Source organism: Aquimarina hainanensis (assembly GCF_042684685.1).
GTDB lineage: Bacteria > Bacteroidota > Bacteroidia > Flavobacteriales > Flavobacteriaceae > Aquimarina > Aquimarina hainanensis.
This window is the reverse complement of the sequence record NZ_JBHULX010000013.1, coordinates 1-20,520: the sequence shown is the minus strand read 5'-3', so window position 1 is coordinate 20,520 and position 20,520 is coordinate 1. Positions and strand designations below refer to the sequence as shown.

Annotated in this window: 16 protein-coding genes; 1 reads left to right on the top strand and 15 read right to left on the bottom strand. The window is 35.4% G+C overall.

Annotation, left to right across the window (positions count from 1 at the left end; translation table 11 throughout):
* Positions 1-15: 15 nt before the first annotated feature.
* The 12 genes from ACFSTE_RS08485 to ACFSTE_RS08430 form a co-directional block, all read right to left on the bottom strand.
* Positions 16-3,129, bottom strand: coding sequence for an efflux RND transporter permease subunit (locus ACFSTE_RS08485; RefSeq protein ID WP_378258680.1), 3,114 nt, complete (start codon positions 3,127-3,129; stop codon positions 16-18).
* 22 nt (positions 3,130-3,151) lie between these two features.
* Positions 3,152-4,246, bottom strand: coding sequence for an efflux RND transporter periplasmic adaptor subunit (locus ACFSTE_RS08480; protein WP_378258678.1), 1,095 nt, complete (start codon positions 4,244-4,246; stop codon positions 3,152-3,154).
* 13 nt (positions 4,247-4,259) lie between these two features.
* Entirely contained in the window at positions 4,260-4,406 is a 147-nt protein-coding gene (locus tag ACFSTE_RS08475; RefSeq protein WP_378258676.1) for a hypothetical protein, read from the bottom strand.
* Positions 4,407-4,463: 57 nt separating this feature from the next.
* On the bottom strand, positions 4,464-6,611 hold the full coding sequence (locus tag ACFSTE_RS08470; protein WP_378258674.1) for a TolC family protein: 2,148 nt from the start codon (positions 6,609-6,611) through the stop codon (positions 4,464-4,466).
* A 14-nt stretch (positions 6,612-6,625) separates the two neighbouring features.
* Complete coding sequence (locus ACFSTE_RS08465) at positions 6,626-7,039, bottom strand: hypothetical protein (protein WP_176027470.1); 414 nt, start codon at positions 7,037-7,039, stop codon at positions 6,626-6,628.
* A 204-nt stretch (positions 7,040-7,243) separates the two neighbouring features.
* Positions 7,244-8,149, bottom strand: coding sequence for a DUF6268 family outer membrane beta-barrel protein (locus ACFSTE_RS08460; RefSeq protein WP_378258671.1), 906 nt, complete (start codon positions 8,147-8,149; stop codon positions 7,244-7,246).
* Between the two features lie 388 nt (positions 8,150-8,537).
* Complete coding sequence (locus ACFSTE_RS08455; RefSeq protein WP_378258670.1) at positions 8,538-8,768, bottom strand: hypothetical protein; 231 nt, start codon at positions 8,766-8,768, stop codon at positions 8,538-8,540.
* 939 nt (positions 8,769-9,707) lie between these two features.
* A complete protein-coding gene (locus ACFSTE_RS08450) occupies positions 9,708-10,337 on the bottom strand; it encodes a hypothetical protein (protein WP_176027473.1) in 630 nt (209 codons plus the stop codon).
* A gap of 11 nt (positions 10,338-10,348) precedes the next feature.
* The gene (locus ACFSTE_RS08445; protein ID WP_176027474.1) at positions 10,349-10,498 is read right to left on the bottom strand and encodes a hypothetical protein; all 150 of its coding nucleotides are present in this window, start codon (positions 10,496-10,498) and stop codon (positions 10,349-10,351) included.
* Positions 10,499-11,058: 560 nt separating this feature from the next.
* Complete coding sequence (locus ACFSTE_RS08440; protein ID WP_378258664.1) at positions 11,059-11,787, bottom strand: hypothetical protein; 729 nt, start codon at positions 11,785-11,787, stop codon at positions 11,059-11,061.
* Positions 11,788-11,826: 39 nt separating this feature from the next.
* Positions 11,827-12,468 carry a DUF6515 family protein gene (locus tag ACFSTE_RS08435; RefSeq protein WP_378258662.1) on the bottom strand — a complete coding sequence of 214 codons (642 nt, stop codon included), beginning with the start codon at positions 12,466-12,468 and terminating at the stop codon, positions 11,827-11,829.
* Positions 12,469-12,630: 162 nt separating this feature from the next.
* Positions 12,631-13,656, bottom strand: coding sequence for a S1C family serine protease (locus ACFSTE_RS08430; RefSeq protein ID WP_176027477.1), 1,026 nt, complete (start codon positions 13,654-13,656; stop codon positions 12,631-12,633).
* Between the two features lie 152 nt (positions 13,657-13,808).
* Here ACFSTE_RS08430 and ACFSTE_RS08425 point away from each other — a divergent pair, with 152 nt between their 5' ends.
* Entirely contained in the window at positions 13,809-14,885 is a 1,077-nt protein-coding gene (locus ACFSTE_RS08425; protein WP_378258659.1) for an adenylate/guanylate cyclase domain-containing protein, read from the top strand.
* Positions 14,886-14,969: 84 nt separating this feature from the next.
* On the opposite strand, the gene ACFSTE_RS08420 is transcribed toward ACFSTE_RS08425, so the two are convergent.
* The 3 genes from ACFSTE_RS08420 to ACFSTE_RS08410 form a co-directional block, all read right to left on the bottom strand.
* A complete protein-coding gene (locus tag ACFSTE_RS08420) occupies positions 14,970-16,931 on the bottom strand; it encodes an OmpA family protein (RefSeq protein ID WP_254884087.1) in 1,962 nt (653 codons plus the stop codon).
* Between the two features lie 16 nt (positions 16,932-16,947).
* Complete coding sequence (locus ACFSTE_RS08415) at positions 16,948-17,904, bottom strand: PorP/SprF family type IX secretion system membrane protein (RefSeq protein ID WP_176027479.1); 957 nt, start codon at positions 17,902-17,904, stop codon at positions 16,948-16,950.
* Between the two features lie 207 nt (positions 17,905-18,111).
* On the bottom strand, positions 18,112-20,520 hold a 2,409-nt coding region (locus ACFSTE_RS08410; RefSeq protein ID WP_378298075.1), incomplete at its 5' end, for a T9SS type B sorting domain-containing protein.

Genomic DNA, 20,520 nt, shown 5'->3' with positions numbered 1-20,520 from the left:
TTGTTGATTGACTCTTTACTCAAGTAAAGAGTCATTAAAAGTATAATCTGAATAATCTACCTTATACAGGACACTGTAAAATGCGGGAATAAATACCAGAGTGATAACCGTTCCAAAAAGCAATCCTATCATAATAGTTACTGCCATGGGTTCCCATAGTTCTCCTCCTCCTAGGTACAAAGGAATAAGCCCTAATACCGTAGTAAAAGTCGCTAATAAGATAGGGCGAAAACGCTGTAAACAAGCTCCTATAATAGCATCCTGAGGAATCCGCTGCAATTCTTTTTCTTCGATTTCGATCCGATCAACTAATACAATTGCATTATTAATCACAATTCCTGCCAGCGATATAATTCCTAAAAAGGCCATAAATCCAAAAGGCACTCTAAAGACCAATAATCCGATAACCATACCAATAACACCTAGTGGAATGGTACTGACAATCATTGTCATTTTTCTAAAAGAATTAAACTGGATAATGAGTAACATCACTATAATAAAACCGGCTAATGGTAAGTATTTTGCTACTGCTCCCATATTTTCTGCTGTATTCTCTGCATCTCCCCCAAGGGTATAGGTATATTCATCTCCCCATTCCTTTTTCTGTTCTTCCAACCAGGGTTTCATCTCTGACATAATCTTAGAAGCATTTCCTTCTTCGGTCAACTCACTAGAAATAATCATTGTACGTGTAAGATCCAGTCGCTTGATCTTGGAGTACTGCCATTTTGGTATCACATTTGCCACTTGCAACAATGGTACACTCTTTCCAGAATTTTGTGCATAAACATTAAGAGTTTCCAAAGAAGCTAATGTTTGTTCTTTCCCCTGATCACTCATCATTACAATCGGGATAAACTTATCTCCTTCTCTAAATTCTCCTGCCTTAAATCCATCCAATACTGTCTGTAAAGAGGTGGCAATATCTTGATTAGTAATTCCTGCTGACTGAGCTTTATTTTGATCAATCTCGATTACAAATTTTTTCCCTTTAGGCCCCCAGTCATCTTTGATATTCTTAGTCCCATTAATTCCTGATAAGCGGGTTTTAATCGCTTCCGAAATAACAGCCAAACGATCCGGGTTATCCCCTGATACCTTAATCTCGATAGGAACCCCTCCTCCTCCAGATCCTAAAAACCCTACTTTGATATCTGCATTGGGGAAAGTATTAAAGCAATAAGCATCTAATTGTTTAACCATCTCAGCATTTACAGTAAATGAGGAGGTATTAATCACAATATGAGCATAATTAGAGTTTGCTTCATCCGCACTATACCCTAAATCATATGCAGATGGTCCTTTTCCTATAAAGGCAGCCCAATTAGCAATTCCCTCAGAGCGTTGCTCCGTCACTTCCAACTCTTTTCTGATATAGGCTTCTATAGCATCTACTGTTTTCTGAGTCGTACTGATTTTAGTCCCCTCTGGCAGATTAATATCCATGGTAATCATATTCCGGTCACTATCCGGGAAAAAGACAAATGCCAGTTTAGTGAACCCAAAAATCGACAAAAGAAATAAGACGACAATACCAATCAACACAGATTTTTTCCAGGACAAGGCAAACATGATTAAAGCTTTATATTTTGTTTTCAGACTATTGATCAACTTATCCAGAAAAGAAGGTTTCTGATCTTTTTCTTTTTTCTTAATCTTCAGAAAAAACACACACAATAAAGTAACAATACTCAAAGCAATAATCCATGAAGATAAAAGAGCAATGGAAATCACCACAAACAATGGTCCCATAATATCTCCCATAACAGATTCTGCAAGAAAAAATGCTAAAAATGCTGCCGAAGTAGTCAGTGTAGAAATTAACAGAGGAGTAAATAACTCGGAGCAAGAATCAATGGCTGCTGTTTTTACCGAAACTCCTTGCTCCATCTTAACCATGACGGATTCTGCCACTACTATGGCATTATCTACCATCATTCCTAAAGCCATAATTAAAGCTGCCAGTGTAATTTGGTTGAGTCCGGTTCCCAGTAGTCCCATGATCATGATGGTAGTAATAGTTACCATCGGAATTAAACTAGCAATAATCAATCCGGTTCGTATTCCTAAAAACAGCAACATAACCGCTAACACAATAACAATAGACTGAATCAGATTCCCTACAAAATCATTGATTTTTAAATCAATATAACTATCAATAGAAGCGATTCTTTGTACTTCGAGTCCTACAGGTAGTTTTCCTTCCCATTTTTTTAATACCTGGTCAATTTCCTCTCCCAATTTGATAACATTGGCTCCTTCTTTTAAAGAGACATGTAAAGAAATTGCTTCTTTCCCGTTGATACTTACTTTCTGTTTTGGAGGGTTAATATATCCCTTGCGAATTGTGGTTATATCTTCCAATGCTACTACCTGATCTCCTTGTCCTATAGGAATCAACATGCTTTTTATATCCGACAGATTATTAAAGTTCCCTGTAGGTTCTAAAATAATTCGTTCATCTTCTACATTAATTTCTCCTCCGGAACTAAGAATATTCGTATTATTGATAATTCCTTTTAGTTTTCCGGCTGTCAACCCATAAGCTTTGAGTTTGGTATTATCAAACATCACAAAAACGCGTTCTTCCTGATCTCCATTTATCTCCACCTTAGCTGCATCTTCTAACTTGATCAGATCATCTCTAAGATCATCAGCATATTCCTTCATTTCTCGATAAGAATATCCATCACTGGTGATCCCTACTGCAATTCCGAATACTTCCCCTATTCCATCATCATCAAGCATAGGTTCTACATTGCTCGGCAATCCTTTTAATGCATCTAACTTTCTTCGCAGACGATCCCAAACAGATTGTAGCTTCTCTGGGGTTACATCCATTTTCAGTTCTACTTTTACGACGGATAGCCCTGTTCTGGACGTACTTTTTACATTTTTTAATTCTGGAAGTTCCTGAACTACTTTTTCTATTTTATCTGTAACTAACTCTTCTACTCGCTCGGGGCTAGCTCCCGGAAATGAAGATACAATCGTAGCAACCCGTACCGTATACGGTGGCATACTATCTCTGGACAGCGATTGGTAAAACGCCATTCCCATAATAAGTACTACCCCAAGAATACTAAGTACTACCCGGTTTTGACTTATTGAAAATTTTGTAAGATTCATAGTGTTTCTGTTTTGTATACGGTTATTGTAATCTTACTTTTTGTCCATCTAACAGGGTCTGTAATCCTGCAGTAGCTATTTTCTGCCCTGCAGTGATTCCTGAACGTACTGTAAACCCTTCTGTCGTCAGTTCTCCTATCTCAATGGTTTGTTTTTTGACAATTCCGGTTTTTCCATCTGCAGTCTCAATTAAGAAAACAAAATTTCCATTTCCGTCTTCACCTACTGCTTTTACAGGTACAATCAATTGGCTGCTTGGTATTTTCTCCTGCTCTCCAAAATCAAAAGTCACATTTGCAGCCATCCCTGGTTTGATTGCTGTTTCCGGTTTTTTTATCGCGATTTTCACCGGATATGTGGAAGATCCTGTATCTACAATTGGAGAAATCTCAATAATAGTTCCTTCGTACTTTTTCCCATTAAGTGCCGAAAAAGAAAGGGATGTCTTCATCGACAACGCAACCTTATTAATCACATTTTCAGGAAGTCCTACCTCTACATTGATCTGCTCTCCTGCATTTAGCACTGCAATTACTTGTCCCGGATTCACATTTTCATTCAATTCATTATTTTTAGCTGCAATTGTCCCATCACTAGGGGCATAGATATACCCGTAATTTACCTGTGATTGTTGTATGCTTTTATTTCTTTTTGCAGATTCATACTGTTCTAAAGCATTTTGATATGCATTTTTAGCAGCTTCATAATCACTTAGAGAATTGCTTCCTTTCTCGTATAAGGATTTCATTCGTTCCAGGCTGGACTTTGCTGTTTTCATTGACGATTTAGCACTAATCGTAGCAGAAACTGCTTTCTCATAGGATAAATTAGCTTGTACATTATCCAGCTTGGCAATCAGATCTCCTTTTTTTACTTTTTGACCTACTTTGATATTAGAAACCGTAATGATTCCACTGCTTCTAAAACTTAATTCGATTTCATCTCCTGCTTTAGCTACTCCACTAAAGGTTCTCACATTCTGAGTGGCAATTGTACCTATTGTCTGGTATTTTACAGGTCGTAATATTTCTTCTTTTTGTTCTTCTTTTTTACTCTTACATGATCCCAGTAAAAAAACCAGCATCAGGGGTAATCCGATATATTGTATACACTTCATGAGTTGATTGGTATTAGTTTTTATTGAGTATAAACTGATTTGCTTTTTGAATAAATTCCTGATTTCTCTCGTCCGTGTTCATCAAGAAGAAATATCCGATCACTCTTTCTAACTGCATTGTCGTCATCAGATAATTATACACAGCAGTAGCACTGGCCAACTGAGACTGTAATAAATTATTCTGGGTATCTATTAATTGTATAATCGGAATGGCTCCCTACTTATAAGCATTCTGGGATAATGAAAGACTTTCTTCTGCGGTTCGCTCTGCCTCTTTAGAAATTTCAATATTTGCAATTTGATTAATCACATTTAGCACCATGTCATTTAATCGTTTGTCAAGGTCCAGGGTAATGTTATCTTTCTGAATCAACAGTTGATCTTCCTGTATTTTGGCAATTTGTTTATTGATATTTCGTTCATTTCTTTGAAAAATCGGTAGAGAAATATTCAATCCTATATTGTAATAATTATCTGGTAACATTGGAAAACCTGTCGGTGGAGAAGCTCCTTCTCCCGATCGGGAAAAAGTTATATTATAATTTCCTTGTAAGGCAACCGTTGGTATCAATCTTCCCAGATTATTCAACTTATAATTTATCTGTGTAGCATCCAGGTTATATCCCAGGTTTTTGAGCTCAGGAGAATTGGTTTTTGCTTCTTCTATTAAAAACTCTATAAATGCCGGGCGTAATTGAGGGCTATCTAAAATTTCCTGAAATTCTTCATATCGATAATTCTTAAAGATTCCGTTGGCAATACCAGCATCCATTACATCTATTTTGGTACTCATTGGGTTATTCATCAACTGATTGATTGCATTAAAGGCTTGTTGCAATGAGTTTCCTGCATTAATCAAACTTTGGGTATTCTGGGCCAACTGACTTTGTAATCTCAGGACATCTGATTTTCCAGAAGCTCCGGTTTCAAAATTTTGTTGTGCTATCTGTAGGTTCTTTTTGGTCACCTGTAGGTTTTGATTCTGAATTCTTACATTCGTTTTTAATATCAATGCATTAAAATAAGAAGCTGAAGCATTGAGAATTGCATCGAGTTCTTCTGCATTATACACCTCTTGCTGTGCTTTCTGTAAGTTTTTCTGAATTTTTATGTTGGCATTTGCTCCCTCTGAATAAATCACTTGCTCTAACCCTATATTTGCAGAGGTTGATAGTTCTGGCCGCTGTCCATTGGAAACCTTAGCCAATTCCGGGTCTACATAAGCTCCGGATGCACTCGCGACTACATTGGGCAAGAAATTACTCTTAGCCAGTTTTACATCTTGTTCACTTAGGGCAACTTCTTTTCTGGCAGCTTCTAATGATAAGTTCTTTTCTACTACCCCGTTTAATATATCTGTAATCGTATAAGATTTCTGATTAGGTCCCGGGTGAATCTCCTGAGAACCTTCTACAAAATCTACCGAAGACAACATACTATATCGCATCGGAAAACCGATTTCATCTGCTGTTCTGTAATTCACCGTTAACTTATTCTTGTAATCGACAAAAATGGGCAGGTCTGAAGGGTTTACTCCACTGATAATTGACTCTACATTCAAGGCTATTCTCCTGAAAAACCTATCTATATTCGTCTCTGGTTGATTCGTCGCTAAAATTCCTCTTTCTACATCTGCTATACTATTGGCAGAAAACGAAGGGATTTTATTTTTATTAATTGTTGTAACCAACTCTCCAAATTGAGTTTCCTGAAGGTAAAAACCGCTAATAAGATATACCGCATCAACCTCATTAAGAGAAGAAGGGTTTAATTTTCCTTCTTTGATAGGTAGTAAGGAATAGGTAGCCTCTTTATCCGAAAAATGAGTATCAAAAAGCGATTGCAATGGAAGAATCTCCGGTAAAAACTCATCCACTATAATTCCTACGTGATCGTACTCGTACAGACTATGAAAAGCTTCCAAATCCTTCGTGTATGAAAAAGGTGTAATGAGGTACGTAATATTAGGAATTTCTGATGTTTTTTGTTCCTTTGGGAAATCAGTAAAATCACTATTCACAGAACCGAATAAAATAGTAGGTTTTGCGTATTGTTTTATTTTATTAATCACTAAGTTATTTACTACCCCAAATGCCAAAATGATATCCGCATCTCCAGCAACCATTTTTTCATAGTTCTTCTTAGCCTCCGGAAAGTTAAACTGGTTTTCTAAGGGTTGTTTAAACCGAACAGTAACATCTTGTCCTATAACTGCTGTAATTTCTTTTTTCATCTGCTGAAAAAGAACTTGTGTTCTGGCAGTTGATTTGTCTGTTAAAACTCCTATTGTAACTGTTTTATTGGTTTGCGCATATCCAAACACCATACTGAATACAATACAGAGTAGAAGTGTTATGTGTTTCATCTGAAAAATAAGTTCTAATTATCTTTTTGTTGTGTCTTTCTATTGTGAACACTCTTAATAATGTCTCCAAAAATACTTAGATGCTTTGCATATTGCTCTTCTGTCAAGATCCCTTTTACTTCTTTGTTTTGCTTTAGCAACAGCGTCTTTGCTTTATCCCTTATTTCTTCTTTTGTCAACGTTTTTTTATCGTCTAGTCTTGTAATTTTCACTATGTGATATAAAACAATACTAAAATACTCTTCTTCTACCTCCATTCCAAGTTTCATGTCTTTTACTTTTTCATGAAACCATACTTGTAGATTATCTCTTTCCTGTGGAGTAAAAATTTCTACTTTTTTGTTTTTTTCCACTGGTGCTTCCTGTGCATAAAAAGCGATAGAAAAAATTAAACAGATGAAGGTTGCGATTGGTTTTACTAATTTCATGGTTTTTTTATTTTGTTTTTTAAACTTGTTATATCTGATATTACACCCCTTAAAATCAAATAACTACACACAAAAATATTATACATCAAAAGGTAGTTCCTCATTTTTTAAGGTCAAGTATTCTTTTTGACAGATCAAATGACCTTTATAACATGTGAAACCACCTTCCATATATTTTATCTTCTAAGTAAAAGGTTCCTTCCTTTATCTTCCAAACTTCAGTGTAGCTCTTAAGAAATACTTGTTTTCTGGCGATAAATCCAATGCTGTTTCACTATCACTATCTGTCCACTCCAGTTTATTAGCAACAGTAATTCCTCCACTAACATTGATTTTTAGTTTTCCTCCTATTTTTGTTTCGTATTCAGGTCCTATATTAACACGAGTATAATTTAACTTATCCAGGTTCAATCCTGCTCCTGTATCGTCATAAAAGTTATAATTATTACCATTGGCTATAATTGACAGACCAACTTTTCCATTTTTTAAATGATAAAACTGAGAAATATAAGCAGGTAGGTAGGCATAGGTTCCCCAATGTCCTTTTTTATACACTAACTGTACTAATGGAATCACCATTCTTCTACCAAAACGCGTATTATAAGACACTCCGAACCCGTATTTAAATGACCTGCTTACTTGTTTACTGACTAGAGCGGTTCCTCTAAGCATAAAATCATCAGAAGAAATTCCACTCTGAAAATCAGATGCGAAGGCAGGTTTTAATCCAATTGAATAACTCCATTGTTTTCCGATTCTATTATTCAATGCTAAATAATACGCTACAGAATAAAAGTTTCTGGATACGGAAGAAGAGGCATCTGCTTCATTAGAAAAATTAGGTTTTAAATTGGTAAACTCAACTCCATTAATTATGATTGTTTTTTTATTTTTTAAAACATAAGGGAATTTTAAGTCTACTAAAACCTCAGAGAATCCAACTTTTCCTTCATATTGTTTTTCTTCAAAACTGGATTCTCCAAAATGTGTGTAACTAACAGTCCCAATATAAAACTCTTCCATAGGATCTTTTTGCGATCTTTCCTGACCGATAACAAGAATCGTTTGAAAAAAAAGTACTGCGGTGGTTAATAAAATCTTATTATTCATTTTTAGTCATTTAATTTGTGGCAAATAAAAACAATATTTGCCAATTTCAATATTTGGTTTATAAATAAATTCAGCTATAAATCAACTATGTAGGACTATTATGAGTAGGTATACTCAGCAAAAAACAGGGGTATTTTATTTTTTTTTCAGAACTACATAATGGCAAGTGATTATCGGTGGGTTTTTCTTATTTTTTTAATGTTTTTTTTGACATTTTACTATTTTCTATTTTTCCTGACTTCTTTTTTAAAAAGAAGAAGCCTCCATTACTTCTGGAGGCCTGATCAAAATACGGTGAAGGGACGTGTAATCAACTTTAGTTAGGGGGAAATTTTGGGGGAGTGTCCCTTCACTGTTTGACTGCTACCTACTTTACTTCATTTACTCATCATTCATTCTGGTAGTCATCTTCTTCCGAACCTTTTCCTTCATCTTCCAAAAGGTTCTTCTCATTATCTTCATCTGCTAATAGTTTCTCTATTTTCTCTATTGTCGTAAGCTCTCTGGTTATTGACTCATTGCATCTTTTTTTACAAAAATCATATTTTCCTTTTCCTATCATTAACCAAACTACTCCTGCAATCACCAACATTCCTATTAACAGATTTGAAGTTCTCATAACTAATATTTAATAGTGGTGTTTTATTTTTTCTACACTCCAAAAATACGACACCAATCAGGCTCAAAATCTGCTTTTCTGGGTGAAGCAGACAAATCCGTACCTGAACTATCCTATAAGAACAGTCAACCGTTTTTTATCAATAGAGGTTTTATTCTACATCCTATTATGTTTCTCTTTTTGTGTTTTCTGATACATCGTATTCTATGCATATCTTTTATCCTTAATAATAAATATTCTTATATCCCTACTGACTACAAAAAAATACCGGAAGCTATTTAGAACTTGCTTCCGGTAATTAACCAATCCAATTATGAAAAAATATGTACGACTCGTACATGAATTTTATATTTCTTAATCATTGCTTTGTATCCAATCTGATAATATTTCAGCAACTTGTTTTGTTTTTAAAAATTACCGGAGGCGCCCTTTACTTCACCTCCGGCAATCAACCAATCCAATTATGAAAAAAATGTACTACCTGTACATATGTTTTTATCTTTTTTAAAAACTGCCGGAGATGCCCTTTCCCTTATTTATCTCCGGCAGTTTACCAACCCAATTATGAAATAATTACTTACCTCTTATTTTTATGTTTTTCACGGTTTTCTTTTCTTAAGAAACTACCAGAGAATTCTCTTTACTACTCTCTGGTAGTCACCAACCTAATTATTATGAAAAAAAAATTACTTACTATTTTTTAATGCCCCCTCTCTACTTTAAAAAAAGCCACTGGAAATGTTTGTGGGGGGAATACATTGTGATTCCAGTGGCTTACTCACTTAATTATTATGAAAAAAATTACTTACTATTTCTTTATGCATCCCCTCTCTTTTCTTTATTACTGATTCTTTTTCTTTAAAAACAATCACCGGAGATGTTTGTGGGGGAAATACATATCCTCCGGTGATTTGCTAACCTAATTATTATGAAAAAAAATTACTTACTCACTAACGCTTCTACAATCTCTTTCGAGAACTCTCTCGACACTGAGGTAAGCTGTTTCGGATTATCAATTTCTGTAATCATCACTGATAACAATTGCTTTTCCTTTTCTTCTTTCAGATCATATACCAATGTCTCGAGCACAAAGCTTCTTTTTATTGTTTTTATGACTTCTTCTGGTGTTGATTTTGTATACAGTACACTATCTCCTGATCTGAAGGGTCTATAAAACAAAGGGTATGATTTTGTTTCATAGGTTGTTTTTACAGCTTTTTTATACTCCTTTCGATCCCTGAGTACCGTAAGAAATAAAATATCAGCTCCTCTTCGTATCAAACTATTTTTTATCCGTACAACCTCTCTATTATCTAAGTTGTTTAATCTTGATAGTTCCGGCATCACTAAATAACTCTCAAGTGCGATATACCCTTCTTTATTTAAAGCTGTCGTGATATCTCTCTCGAACTGCTTTCTTATATCTGTATCTGTTGTTTTACTAACAACGACTACATTTTCTTTTTTCCAGTCTGTAGTTTGGCTTCTATTCCATGTCTTAGTTACATCTACCGATGAACAACTACAGTACAACAATGCGATTACACTTACCCCTGCTAACCTTAACATCCCTCTATATTTTAGTTTCTTTTTTCTATTTGTGAAAAACAAAAAACATAACCTTCTGTTTCCTCTATAAAAACAGTTTTCTTTTCTGGTTTAAAAACGGTAGAAATGCGTGCTAATACTTTTTCTATTTTTAGTTCTAAATTCGATTGTAATGTTTTCATTGTTATATCCTTTTGTTTTGTTTACACAAAGGTATCACTGCTATCCCCTTTGTTTAAGGGCTTTTTGGGTGAAGCAACCTATTTTGACGGTGAAGTTTCCTTTTTAGACAGTGAAGTGTTTTTCTGATTTTACAATCAGAATCTGGCATCGGTTTTTTCAAAAACAACAATACTTTTATTGTTTATTACTTCTATATAACAAGCTAGACTGTATCCCATTGCCTTCTTTTCTGAGAAACCTCGCTTCTCTTGCTTCTTATATAAAGACTTTGGAGTAAGCTGAAGAATATTTACGTCTCTTTATAAGAAAAGGCTGTTTCTAAAGTAAGAAACAGCCTTTTCTGTCATACAACAGGGATATTCTGGATTTATATATAATAGAACAGAACTACCCGCAGTAAATACACACTCTACTCTTCTGAGAATTAATATTAATTTCGAGACTCGTCACAAAGTAATTATATCACGATTATCGAGTTAATAATAACAATAAAAAAACCTTTCGAGGGATGCTCCCGAAAGGTTCACAACTTACTAGTTGTATTCACACAGATAATAAATTACCATCTTCTCTTTTTAGGAGAATCATACTCATTCCTCTCTTCTCTGTCATCTTTTCGTTCTCTTCTATCTTCTCTTCCCTCCCTTTTATCTTCATTAATCTCTCTCTGAGTGGCTACTACATCTGCTCTCAAGGTTTCCAAAAATTCGTTTAACAGCTTTCTGTTTACTCTAGACTTTTCTATTCCTCTTGCATCAAATGAGAAATTAACTGTCTTCATGGTTTTCAGAATAACGGCTTGTCTATCCGCTCTTTTTATTTGATTTTCAAAATCTCTTATATCGTCTTTTCGATCTCTTTTATCATCTCTGGTATTTGCTCTGTCTCTCGCCAGGTCTTTTTTATCATCCTTATGATCATAGCGCCCTCTATTCGAATCTTTCACATCATCTCTCACTTCTCTTCTTTCTGATCGTACTTCTTGCGAACTTTGCGCTATTTCTCTTCTGGCTCTTTTTGCTTTTTCTTCACTCTGACGTACTTCTCTCGCCATGTCTGTTAACAAATCTGCTTTTAGGGTATTGATTTTTCCATCTCTGGCATCGAATGAGCGATTAAACACTTCCATTTTTACTTTGAAAGCTTCCAATTCCCTAATATCTCTATCCAGATCTCTTTTTCCCTGATTAATTTGTGCCCTGTTTTGTACGGCTTCTCTTCCGTTTTGTGCTTGTACTGTTGCACCTAACATCATTAGTGTGATTACGATACTCCCTGAAATTCTCATTTTTTTATTTTTTATAGTTTTTGCAATTATTTCTTATTATTAATTCTCTTCATTTTCTTTTACATAGACCACTTTATATCCTTTTCTTTCCTGATCCAACGTAACTTTCTTGTACATAACATCATTGTATTCATAAAATACATTGCCATCGATCATCACTTCTTCTGCATCTGCTGATATTTCTGAAACAATGGTATCTACCGGTGGCTGTATGACTTCATACCGTTCCTCTTCTGTGGTAGCCCCCTGGATTTCCATGTAATAAATCCCAGAATGGTAGTACATTACTGAGGGTCCTACTACTACTCTTACATGTCCTACTGGTAAGACCGCGATGCGTACTCCCACTGGTGGCAATACTGCGATATACCCATCATTATATATAGTATAATACAACCCAGCATAGAAGAAGTACGGTAAACCTCTGTATACAACGCGAACATGATGCGCTGGTAATGTTCTGATTACTCTTCTGTGTCGGGGATATCTGTAATGCGGGTTTCTATAAATCGGCTGTGTTCTGTAGCGTCCTCCTTTATAATGATTTGTTCCTACATGATTTCCTCCTCTATGAGAAGTTTTCACACCTCTGTTTCCTGACCTTCCTTGTGCCTGAAGATCCTGACCAGCCAAACAGCTTATGATAATGATAATTCCGATAATTCTTTTTATTGCCTTCATAACTACTAGGGTTTAAATATTTGTGAAATCAATTTCTTTGAATTTCTTTACACAAAAGTACCCTGGCTTACCGGTTTACCCGGGAAGGAAATAAGTGAATTAAATAAAATTAGCTGTGAAGTGTACTTTTCTGGTTGTGAAGTACAAGCGGTAAATCTATCTCTATTGCTTATAGAACTCAGCAGTTCCTATTTTTCCATGCCTGAGAATAGAGATCGAGATTTTTTCTCCTTTTTTGAATTCTTTTAACTTCTTTTTTATCAGATATCCAGAGTTATCATCTGTAAAAGGAATTCCTGCAATTTGCAGGATTACATCTCCTCCCAGTAGTAATTCAACTCCGTCAATTACAGCAGGAACATACCCTCCTTGTAATCCCAATTTACTGGCTGCTCCCTGAGTTGCTGTACTAAGCACCAGCAGCCCTGATTCCTGAGGAACATTTAACGCTTTGGCAACATTTCCTGTGATTAAAAGCCCTTCCATCCCTGTCCATATGTTCTCTTCTTCGGATAGCAGTTTTTGGGCAATATTAGAAGATACGGCAAATCCAATACCACTAAACCCTCCCGATGCTGAGTAAATTCTACTGGCAATTCCAATAACTTCTCCTTTCATATTAAACATAGGCCCTCCAGAGTTTCCTGGATTTATGGCCGCATCAGTTTGTAAAAACTCTATCTTTACAAAATCATTACTCCTGTGATCAGGCACATAACGTCCACTTATAATTCCTCTGGATAAAGATTGTTTAAACCCGTGAGGGGCTCCCAAAACAAAAACATCTTCCCCTATTAATGTTTTATCGGAATCTCCAATAGTTGCGACTTTTTTATTTTTTAACTGGAAATTATTTTTGATTTGTAATAAAGCTACATCTGCCTGAGGATTAGAAGAAACAATTGTCGCTTCATAAATATCTCCATCCACAAATTCTACTGAAACTACTTCTGCCGATTGTACTACATGTGCTGCTGTCCAGATTTTTCCATCTTCAGAGATTAATACTCCAGATCCCTGAGAAGATTCTTTGACTAATTGTCTGTTACTCCCATTCGATTCTGTTCCGACACTAATAATTTCTATTACAACCACAGAGGAATTTACTTTCTTATATAAGTCCGATAATTTCTGAGCCTGTACGGATACTACAAACAATAAAAAGAATAGTAATTTCAGCAATTTCATCTCTCTGTATTTTTTGTCAAATATACTATAATTTGCTTGTGACATCCTAGAATCACTCTTTATAAAAAGCGGTTCTATCTATATTTTTTTTAGCTGATAGATCTAGAAAATGTTTCGTAATTTCGCCCTTAGCCAAAAAATCCAGATAGGTCATGATGACGAAAAAATGGTTTAGTAAAGTAACCACATTTGTAATAGGCTGGTTTATTTCTTTATTTATATGGAGCATGACCAGAAAATATGGAATCAAGTCCTATTTAAGTGTTTTCGACATCGAATATTCTGCTTCTAATTCTTTTTTATATATCGCTTTGATAGCTGTCATTTGCGGTATCTTATTTGGCAGTATTCAGCTTCTTAGTGAAGAATCTATTGCTAATAAGCAACGATCTTTTAGAAATATACTTATTAAGGGATTAGGGCTTCATGTCTTTATCATGATTCTTATATATCTGATTATTTATATACAGCTAAACCTGGCAATTGAGAAATTGGAAATACTATTTATTGATTTTTTAACCAGTCCATTGATTTTGGTTAATCTTGGATATTCTATTGTCACTAATATTTTTATTGTAATCACGATTCACCTCGAAAAATTACTAGGGAAAGGAAATCTATTAAAATTAATTACCGGTCGTTTCTATCATCCACAGGAAGAAGAACGTGTTTTTATGTTTATAGATCTCACATCTTCTACTATGATTGCAGAAGATTTAGGACATTTACAGTACAGTCGTTTTATCCAAGATTGTTTTCTGGATCTGGCTGTAGTAGAAAAGTATAATGCCGAAGTATATCAATATGTGGGAGATGAAGCTGTATTAACCTGGAAAATGAATAAAACAGTTAATACCGATGCTTGTTTGTTAGCATTTTTTGCTTTCTCTAAGAGGTTACAAGATCGTACGTCTTATTATCAAAAAAACTACGGACATGTTCCTTTTTTTAAAGCTGGGGTGCATGGAGGTATCATTACTGTAGTAGAAATAGGAAGCATCAAACATGAGATCGCATATCATGGAGATACTATTAATATTGCCTCCAGAGTTCAGGAACAGTGTAAGAAACAAGGGGTGTCTCTTCTGATTTCAAAGACGATTTTTGATCGAATTAAAAACCCTACTGTTTTTGAATTGATTAATACGGGAAATCCCTTATTAAAGGGCAAAAAAAATACACCTGAACTATATAGTGTATCGCTAAAAAATAACACTGTATTGGTTTAATAAAATGAACTCAATATAGATAAACAGAACATTAGAGGAAATAAATATCATTTCAAAAGAAATTCCGCCACCTCTAAATCTCGATTATCGAATAATAATAAACTCACTTCGTCTGTTCTTTTGATGTTCTTCTTTACTACATTTGATTCCATTACTACATTTATTAAGTAATTCAGTTTCTCCATACCCTTTACCACTAACTCTTTCTGAACTTATTCCTCCTTGCTCAATAATGTAATTCACAGTACTCTGTGCTCTTTTTTCACTTAACATCATATTGTATTTGTCTTTCCCCCTACTGTCCGTATGGGATCTTACATTAATCCTCAAGCGGGGATATTCTCTTAATGCTTCTATTATCTTCTGCAGTTCTACTTCTGCATCAGGTCTGATATTCGCTTTATCAAGATCAAAATAAATGACTTCTAATTCCAGTACTGCCGCCAGATCATTCCCTTCTTCTACTTCTTTTTCTTCCAATCCTCCTCTTTCTAATTCCAACGGGTATTCATTTTCTTCTCCCAAAGAACTATTTGTTGTAAAAACAGTTTCTGTAGGGGCATATGCTATTTGTTTCGCTTGTAAGATGTATGACTTATTACATTCTACATCTAGACTATACTCTCCATCTTCATTAGTTAGTGTTCTGGTGATTTCATCATTGTTTTCATCCAGAAGAATAACTGCTGCATCTCCCATTCGCTCTCTTGTTTCTTTATCTGTGACAGTTCCTTTTATAAATTGTTTACATTTGGTTATCAACTCTTCTGTTTGCTTAAAACTGTAAATATCATCATTCCCTTTTCCTCCATTCCGATTACTAGAGAAATACCCCATTCGAGTGGTTTCATTAACCACAAAAGAAAAATCATCTTCCGGACTATTAATCGGTCTTCCTACATTATAGGGTAATGAAAAATACCCATCCTCCTGAACCGCAACAAATACATCTAACCCTCCTAAACCTGTATGTCCATCACTCGAAAAATAAAGGACTCCCGAATCACTTATGTAAGGAAATGTTTCTCTACCTTCTGTATTGATTTGATCGCCTAAGTTCCTAGGAACTCCAAAGCTTCCATCTTCATAAATATCAATTTCATATATATCCGACTGTCCTCTACTTCCAGGCATATCACTGGCAAAATATAATTTTGTTCCATCTGCGCTTAATGCCGGATGTGCAACTGAATACTCTTCTCCATTAAAAGGTAATTCTTCAATGTCTGTCCATTGGCTCCCTTTTAATTTTGCTTTATAAATTTTCAACAAAATAGTTCCTGTAGAATCCATTTTTACTTTTCGTTTCGTAAAATTATTTCGGGTAAAGTACATGGTCTTTCCATCTTTGGAAAAGGTTGAAGAAGATTCATGAAAACGCGTATTAATACCTCCTCTTATTTTTTTGGGTGGGCTTAAGTCTCCATCAATATTCATTTTGGAATAAAACAGATCTAAAAAAGGCATTTCATTCCATTCATGAACGGTTTTGGTCATATTACGGCTATTTCTGGAAGAAGCGAAAATCAAATCTCCATGATGATTAAAACTTGGAGCATAATCCGAATGTTCTGAATTTACACTTAGTTTCAGCAGTTGAAATTTTCCAGATTGCATGTCTATAAATTTCAAATAATCTCTGGTCGTCATAAATGAATTTGCCCGTTGATCATTCCCTGTCTGCATATAAAATTTTTCCATTACTTTATCTGCTTCCACATATCTTTTAGCACTTTTCAGGCTCTGAGCATATCGAAACAGGTATTCTGCTTCTATTTCATCTTCATATTCATTGACTAATGACTCATACCATTTTACCGCTTCTTCCAACTCTCCATTAAAGTAATAGGAGTCGCCTAGTTTTTGGTATAAATCGGGAGAAGAGTATCCATTTTTAGCTACTTTTTGATATATTTTTCTGGCATCTACATACGCGAATCGCTCAAAATCTTCATTCGCTTTTATCAACTGATTTTCCTGAGCATATATATTAAAGAGAGAGAGAATTAAAATCAATACACTGTATTTTCTGAAATTCATTATCATAAATAGTATTTTATCATTAAAAGAAACGAGGAGTTAACATTCTACTATACTTCTTAAAGAGTTCGAATCGTATAAAAACCTCATAACTTCCATCATTAAATTGCGCTTTTCCTAATTCTGTTGTTTCTCTGTCGTACCCCAATCCTATCATCATTGCATTAGAGAGTTGAAATCCGATCATTCCACTCCACGCTGCACTCCATCTATACCCTGCTCCCAGTGTCAGGCGTTCATACAATAAAAAGCTAGCGGATAAATCTACCTGTAATGGGGCTCCAAAAACCGCTTTGGTCAATAATGCCGGTTTAAATTTCACTTCTTCATTTAAATCAAACGTATATCCGGTAATCAAATAATAATTGATTCGTTCTCTAGCGATAAAGGCTTCGGAGTTATTATTACCAACCGTAGCACTTTCATCAAAATGTTCTGTTTCTAAGATATTTGGAGCGCTCAGTCCAAAATAGAATTTATCTGTATAATAATAGATCCCTACTCCGACATTCGGACTAAATCTATTGTCTATATTTTGCTGAAAATTCGCATCGTTTACATCAAATTTTGATAATTTATTAAAGTCCACATCTAATAAGTGACCTCCTCCTTTAAGACCAAAACTTAGCCTTCCTTTTTCTGAAGTAGGAATTGTATATGAAAAATCAATATCAAAGTAGGTTTCTCTGGTCGGTCCTATTTCGTCATTTACTATTGATATTCCTAGACCTACTCGCTCACTTTGCCCTAAAGGAGTATTTATCGATATTGTTTGCGTTCTGGGAGCCCCATCTAATCCTACCCATTGACTACGATGTAATCCGTTAATACTAAAAACGCCTCTACTCCCTGCATATGCCGGATTAACGCTTATTGTATTATACATATATTGAGTGTATTGAGCATCTTGCTGCGTATATCCTTTATTCCATAAAGAAATAGACAAAATTATTAGTATCGAAAAGTATAGTTTCTTCATATGATCTATTTTTTTATTTAGTTAGCTATATCTGCATAAGCCCAACTACATATCCTATTTTGAAAAAAATATTATTGATTTCAAAACTTGTCATGAGTATTAAAGTCCTCTTGAACGAATCAATTATTGTTTTTCCATTTATTCATTTTTCTTTTTTCATAGTATAACACTCCTCATAACCTATTAGCTATAAGGAGTGTGTTTATATCATTTATTGATATAGAGATATCCCATTCTACTTTTCCTTACTCCGGAAGGTAATACATACTCCAATAAATAATAATATGTTCCTACTGGTAATTCTTCTTCTTCATTAATAGTTAATCTTCCTTCTGACATTCCTGTAAAGTATTTATTATCTACTCCATAATTATCAGCTTCATAAACCTTTACTCCCCACCTGTTATAAATTTCTAATCTATTTTCATATTGCTCTACTCCTCTAATCATAAATACATCATTATCCCCATCTGCATTTACAGACATCGCTGTAAATATTTCTATTCCATCTTCTGCATCCGTTAATGTATTTGGTTCTAAGTAGTTTGGAATTCCATTGTTATTACTGTCTATAGCGTCATTAGGATTTCCATCTCCGTTTGGATCCGAGTCTTCATCTATTGTAAGAATTTCATCTCCATCATCATCAGGGTCCAGATAATCAGGTATAGAATCACTATCTGTATCATCTGGTTCTTCTCCATCATTATTAACGTCTAATTCATATTCTGTATGTATCCCATCTCCATCATCGTCTATATCCAAATAGTCTGGAATTGTATCTCCATCTGTATCTTGTATATCTCCCGTTGATGGATCTCCATCATTATCTGGATTCACCCCTTCATTAGTAGTCAACACGCCATCCCCATCGTCATCATCATCTAGGTAATCAGGAATCCCGTCTGAATCAGTGTCTTGATTTACAGGGTTTGAATCTCCATCATAATCTTCATTATATGTCAGTATTCCATCATTATCATCATCTATATCCCGATAATCGACATCATCTGTATCATCTGTATTCTGAAGATCTTCTGACCCTCCATTTAATTCATCATTCGTATCAAATCCATCGGCAGAGTCACTTCCTTCAAAAATATCCAATAGCCCATCTCCATCGGTATCTGTTATATCTATAGCGATATCGAACCCTGCTTCTATAACATCCGGAACAGAATCATTATCTGCATCTGTATCCAAGTAATCTGGAATTGTATCACCATCTGTATCCATTGGTCTATTTAAACTAATACCTTCGTCTAGATCAGTATCATAGGCATCATCAATACCATCTCCATCTCCATCTCGCCCTAATGGTGGCACATATCCAGTGGTGGACTGAACTTCTACATTGTCAGGAATCCCATCATCATCACTGTCTATATCCTGAGAATCCGAACCGCCTGTGTCATCACTGTTAGGAACCTGTAAAGCAGTACCAGTGGTAACCTCACCTGCACCACTACCATTGTCGATCGTATCCAGACTATCGGCTAATCCGTCCCCGTCAACATCAACCATACTACTGGCATCACCAGGAGTCGGATAATCAACAGCTCCATCTCCATCTGTGTCTACCCCACCAGCTTCTATAATATCTACCAAACCATCATTGTCACTATCCAAATCCAAATGGTTGGCAACGCCATCCCCGTCATAATCAAAATGATCATTAATACCATCGCCATTACTGTCTACATAACCAGGGTAGTCCGAATCTGCATAGTTTAAAATACCGTCATTGTCATCATCTGCGCTAGGATCAACTCCGCCTCCTTCTATACGATCAACAATACCATCATTGTCATCATCCAAATCAACTGCATCAGGAATCCCATCATTATCCCAATCCAACTTCTCTCTAAAATCTACCTCGAATGTTGTAGGATAATCATTATTATTGGTATCTCTTGCCCCATTATTTAATTCATCATTCGTATCAAAACCATCATTTGAATTTCCTCCTTCAAAACCATCATCTAAACCATCATTATCGCTATCAACACCTATAAGCGTCCCTATCCCTGCTTCTAAAACATCCGGGATTTGATCATCATCAGAATCTGTATCCAAATAATCTGGTATTCCGTCACGATCGGTATCTATTGCGATTAGTGCATTTCCTGTATCAGGGTCGCTATTATCAATATCATACGCATCATCAATACCATCTCCATCTGTATCTCGTCCCAATGGTGGCACATATCCAGTGGTGGACTGAACTTCTACATTATCAGGAATACCATCATCATCACTGTCTATATCCTGAGAATCCGAACCGCCTGTACCATCACTGTTAGGCATCGGAAGCGCCGTACCACTGGTAACCTCGCCTGCACCACTACCACTGTCAATCGTATCCAGACTATCGGCTAATCCGTCCCCGTCAACATCAACCATACTACTGGCATCACCAGGAGTCGGGTAATCAACAGCTCCATCTCCATCTGTGTCTACCCCACCAGCTTCTATAAGATCTAACAAACCATCATTGTCACTGTCTAAATCTAAATGGTTGGCAACGCCATCTCCGTCATAATCAAAATGATCATTAATACCATCGCCATTACTGTCTACATATCCAGGGTAGTCCGAATCTGCATAGTTTAAAAT

Coding starts and splice junctions, on each gene's coding strand:
- ACFSTE_RS08485 (WP_378258680.1), bottom strand. CDS start 3,129: ATGAATCTTACAAAATTTTCAATAAGTCAAAACCGGGTAGTACTTAGT.
- ACFSTE_RS08480 (WP_378258678.1), bottom strand. CDS start 4,246: ATGAAGTGTATACAATATATCGGATTACCCCTGATGCTGGTTTTTTTA.
- ACFSTE_RS08470 (WP_378258674.1), bottom strand. CDS start 6,611: ATGAAACACATAACACTTCTACTCTGTATTGTATTCAGTATGGTGTTT.
- ACFSTE_RS08465 (WP_176027470.1), bottom strand. CDS start 7,039: ATGAAATTAGTAAAACCAATCGCAACCTTCATCTGTTTAATTTTTTCT.
- ACFSTE_RS08460 (WP_378258671.1), bottom strand. CDS start 8,149: ATGAATAATAAGATTTTATTAACCACCGCAGTACTTTTTTTTCAAACG.
- ACFSTE_RS08455 (WP_378258670.1), bottom strand. CDS start 8,768: ATGAGAACTTCAAATCTGTTAATAGGAATGTTGGTGATTGCAGGAGTA.
- ACFSTE_RS08450 (WP_176027473.1), bottom strand. CDS start 10,337: ATGTTAAGGTTAGCAGGGGTAAGTGTAATCGCATTGTTGTACTGTAGT.
- ACFSTE_RS08445 (WP_176027474.1), bottom strand. CDS start 10,498: ATGAAAACATTACAATCGAATTTAGAACTAAAAATAGAAAAAGTATTA.
- ACFSTE_RS08440 (WP_378258664.1), bottom strand. CDS start 11,787: ATGAGAATTTCAGGGAGTATCGTAATCACACTAATGATGTTAGGTGCA.
- ACFSTE_RS08435 (WP_378258662.1), bottom strand. CDS start 12,468: ATGAAGGCAATAAAAAGAATTATCGGAATTATCATTATCATAAGCTGT.
- ACFSTE_RS08430 (WP_176027477.1), bottom strand. CDS start 13,656: ATGAAATTGCTGAAATTACTATTCTTTTTATTGTTTGTAGTATCCGTA.
- ACFSTE_RS08425 (WP_378258659.1), top strand. CDS start 13,809: ATGATGACGAAAAAATGGTTTAGTAAAGTAACCACATTTGTAATAGGC.
- ACFSTE_RS08420 (WP_254884087.1), bottom strand. CDS start 16,931: ATGATAATGAATTTCAGAAAATACAGTGTATTGATTTTAATTCTCTCT.
- ACFSTE_RS08415 (WP_176027479.1), bottom strand. CDS start 17,904: ATGAAGAAACTATACTTTTCGATACTAATAATTTTGTCTATTTCTTTA.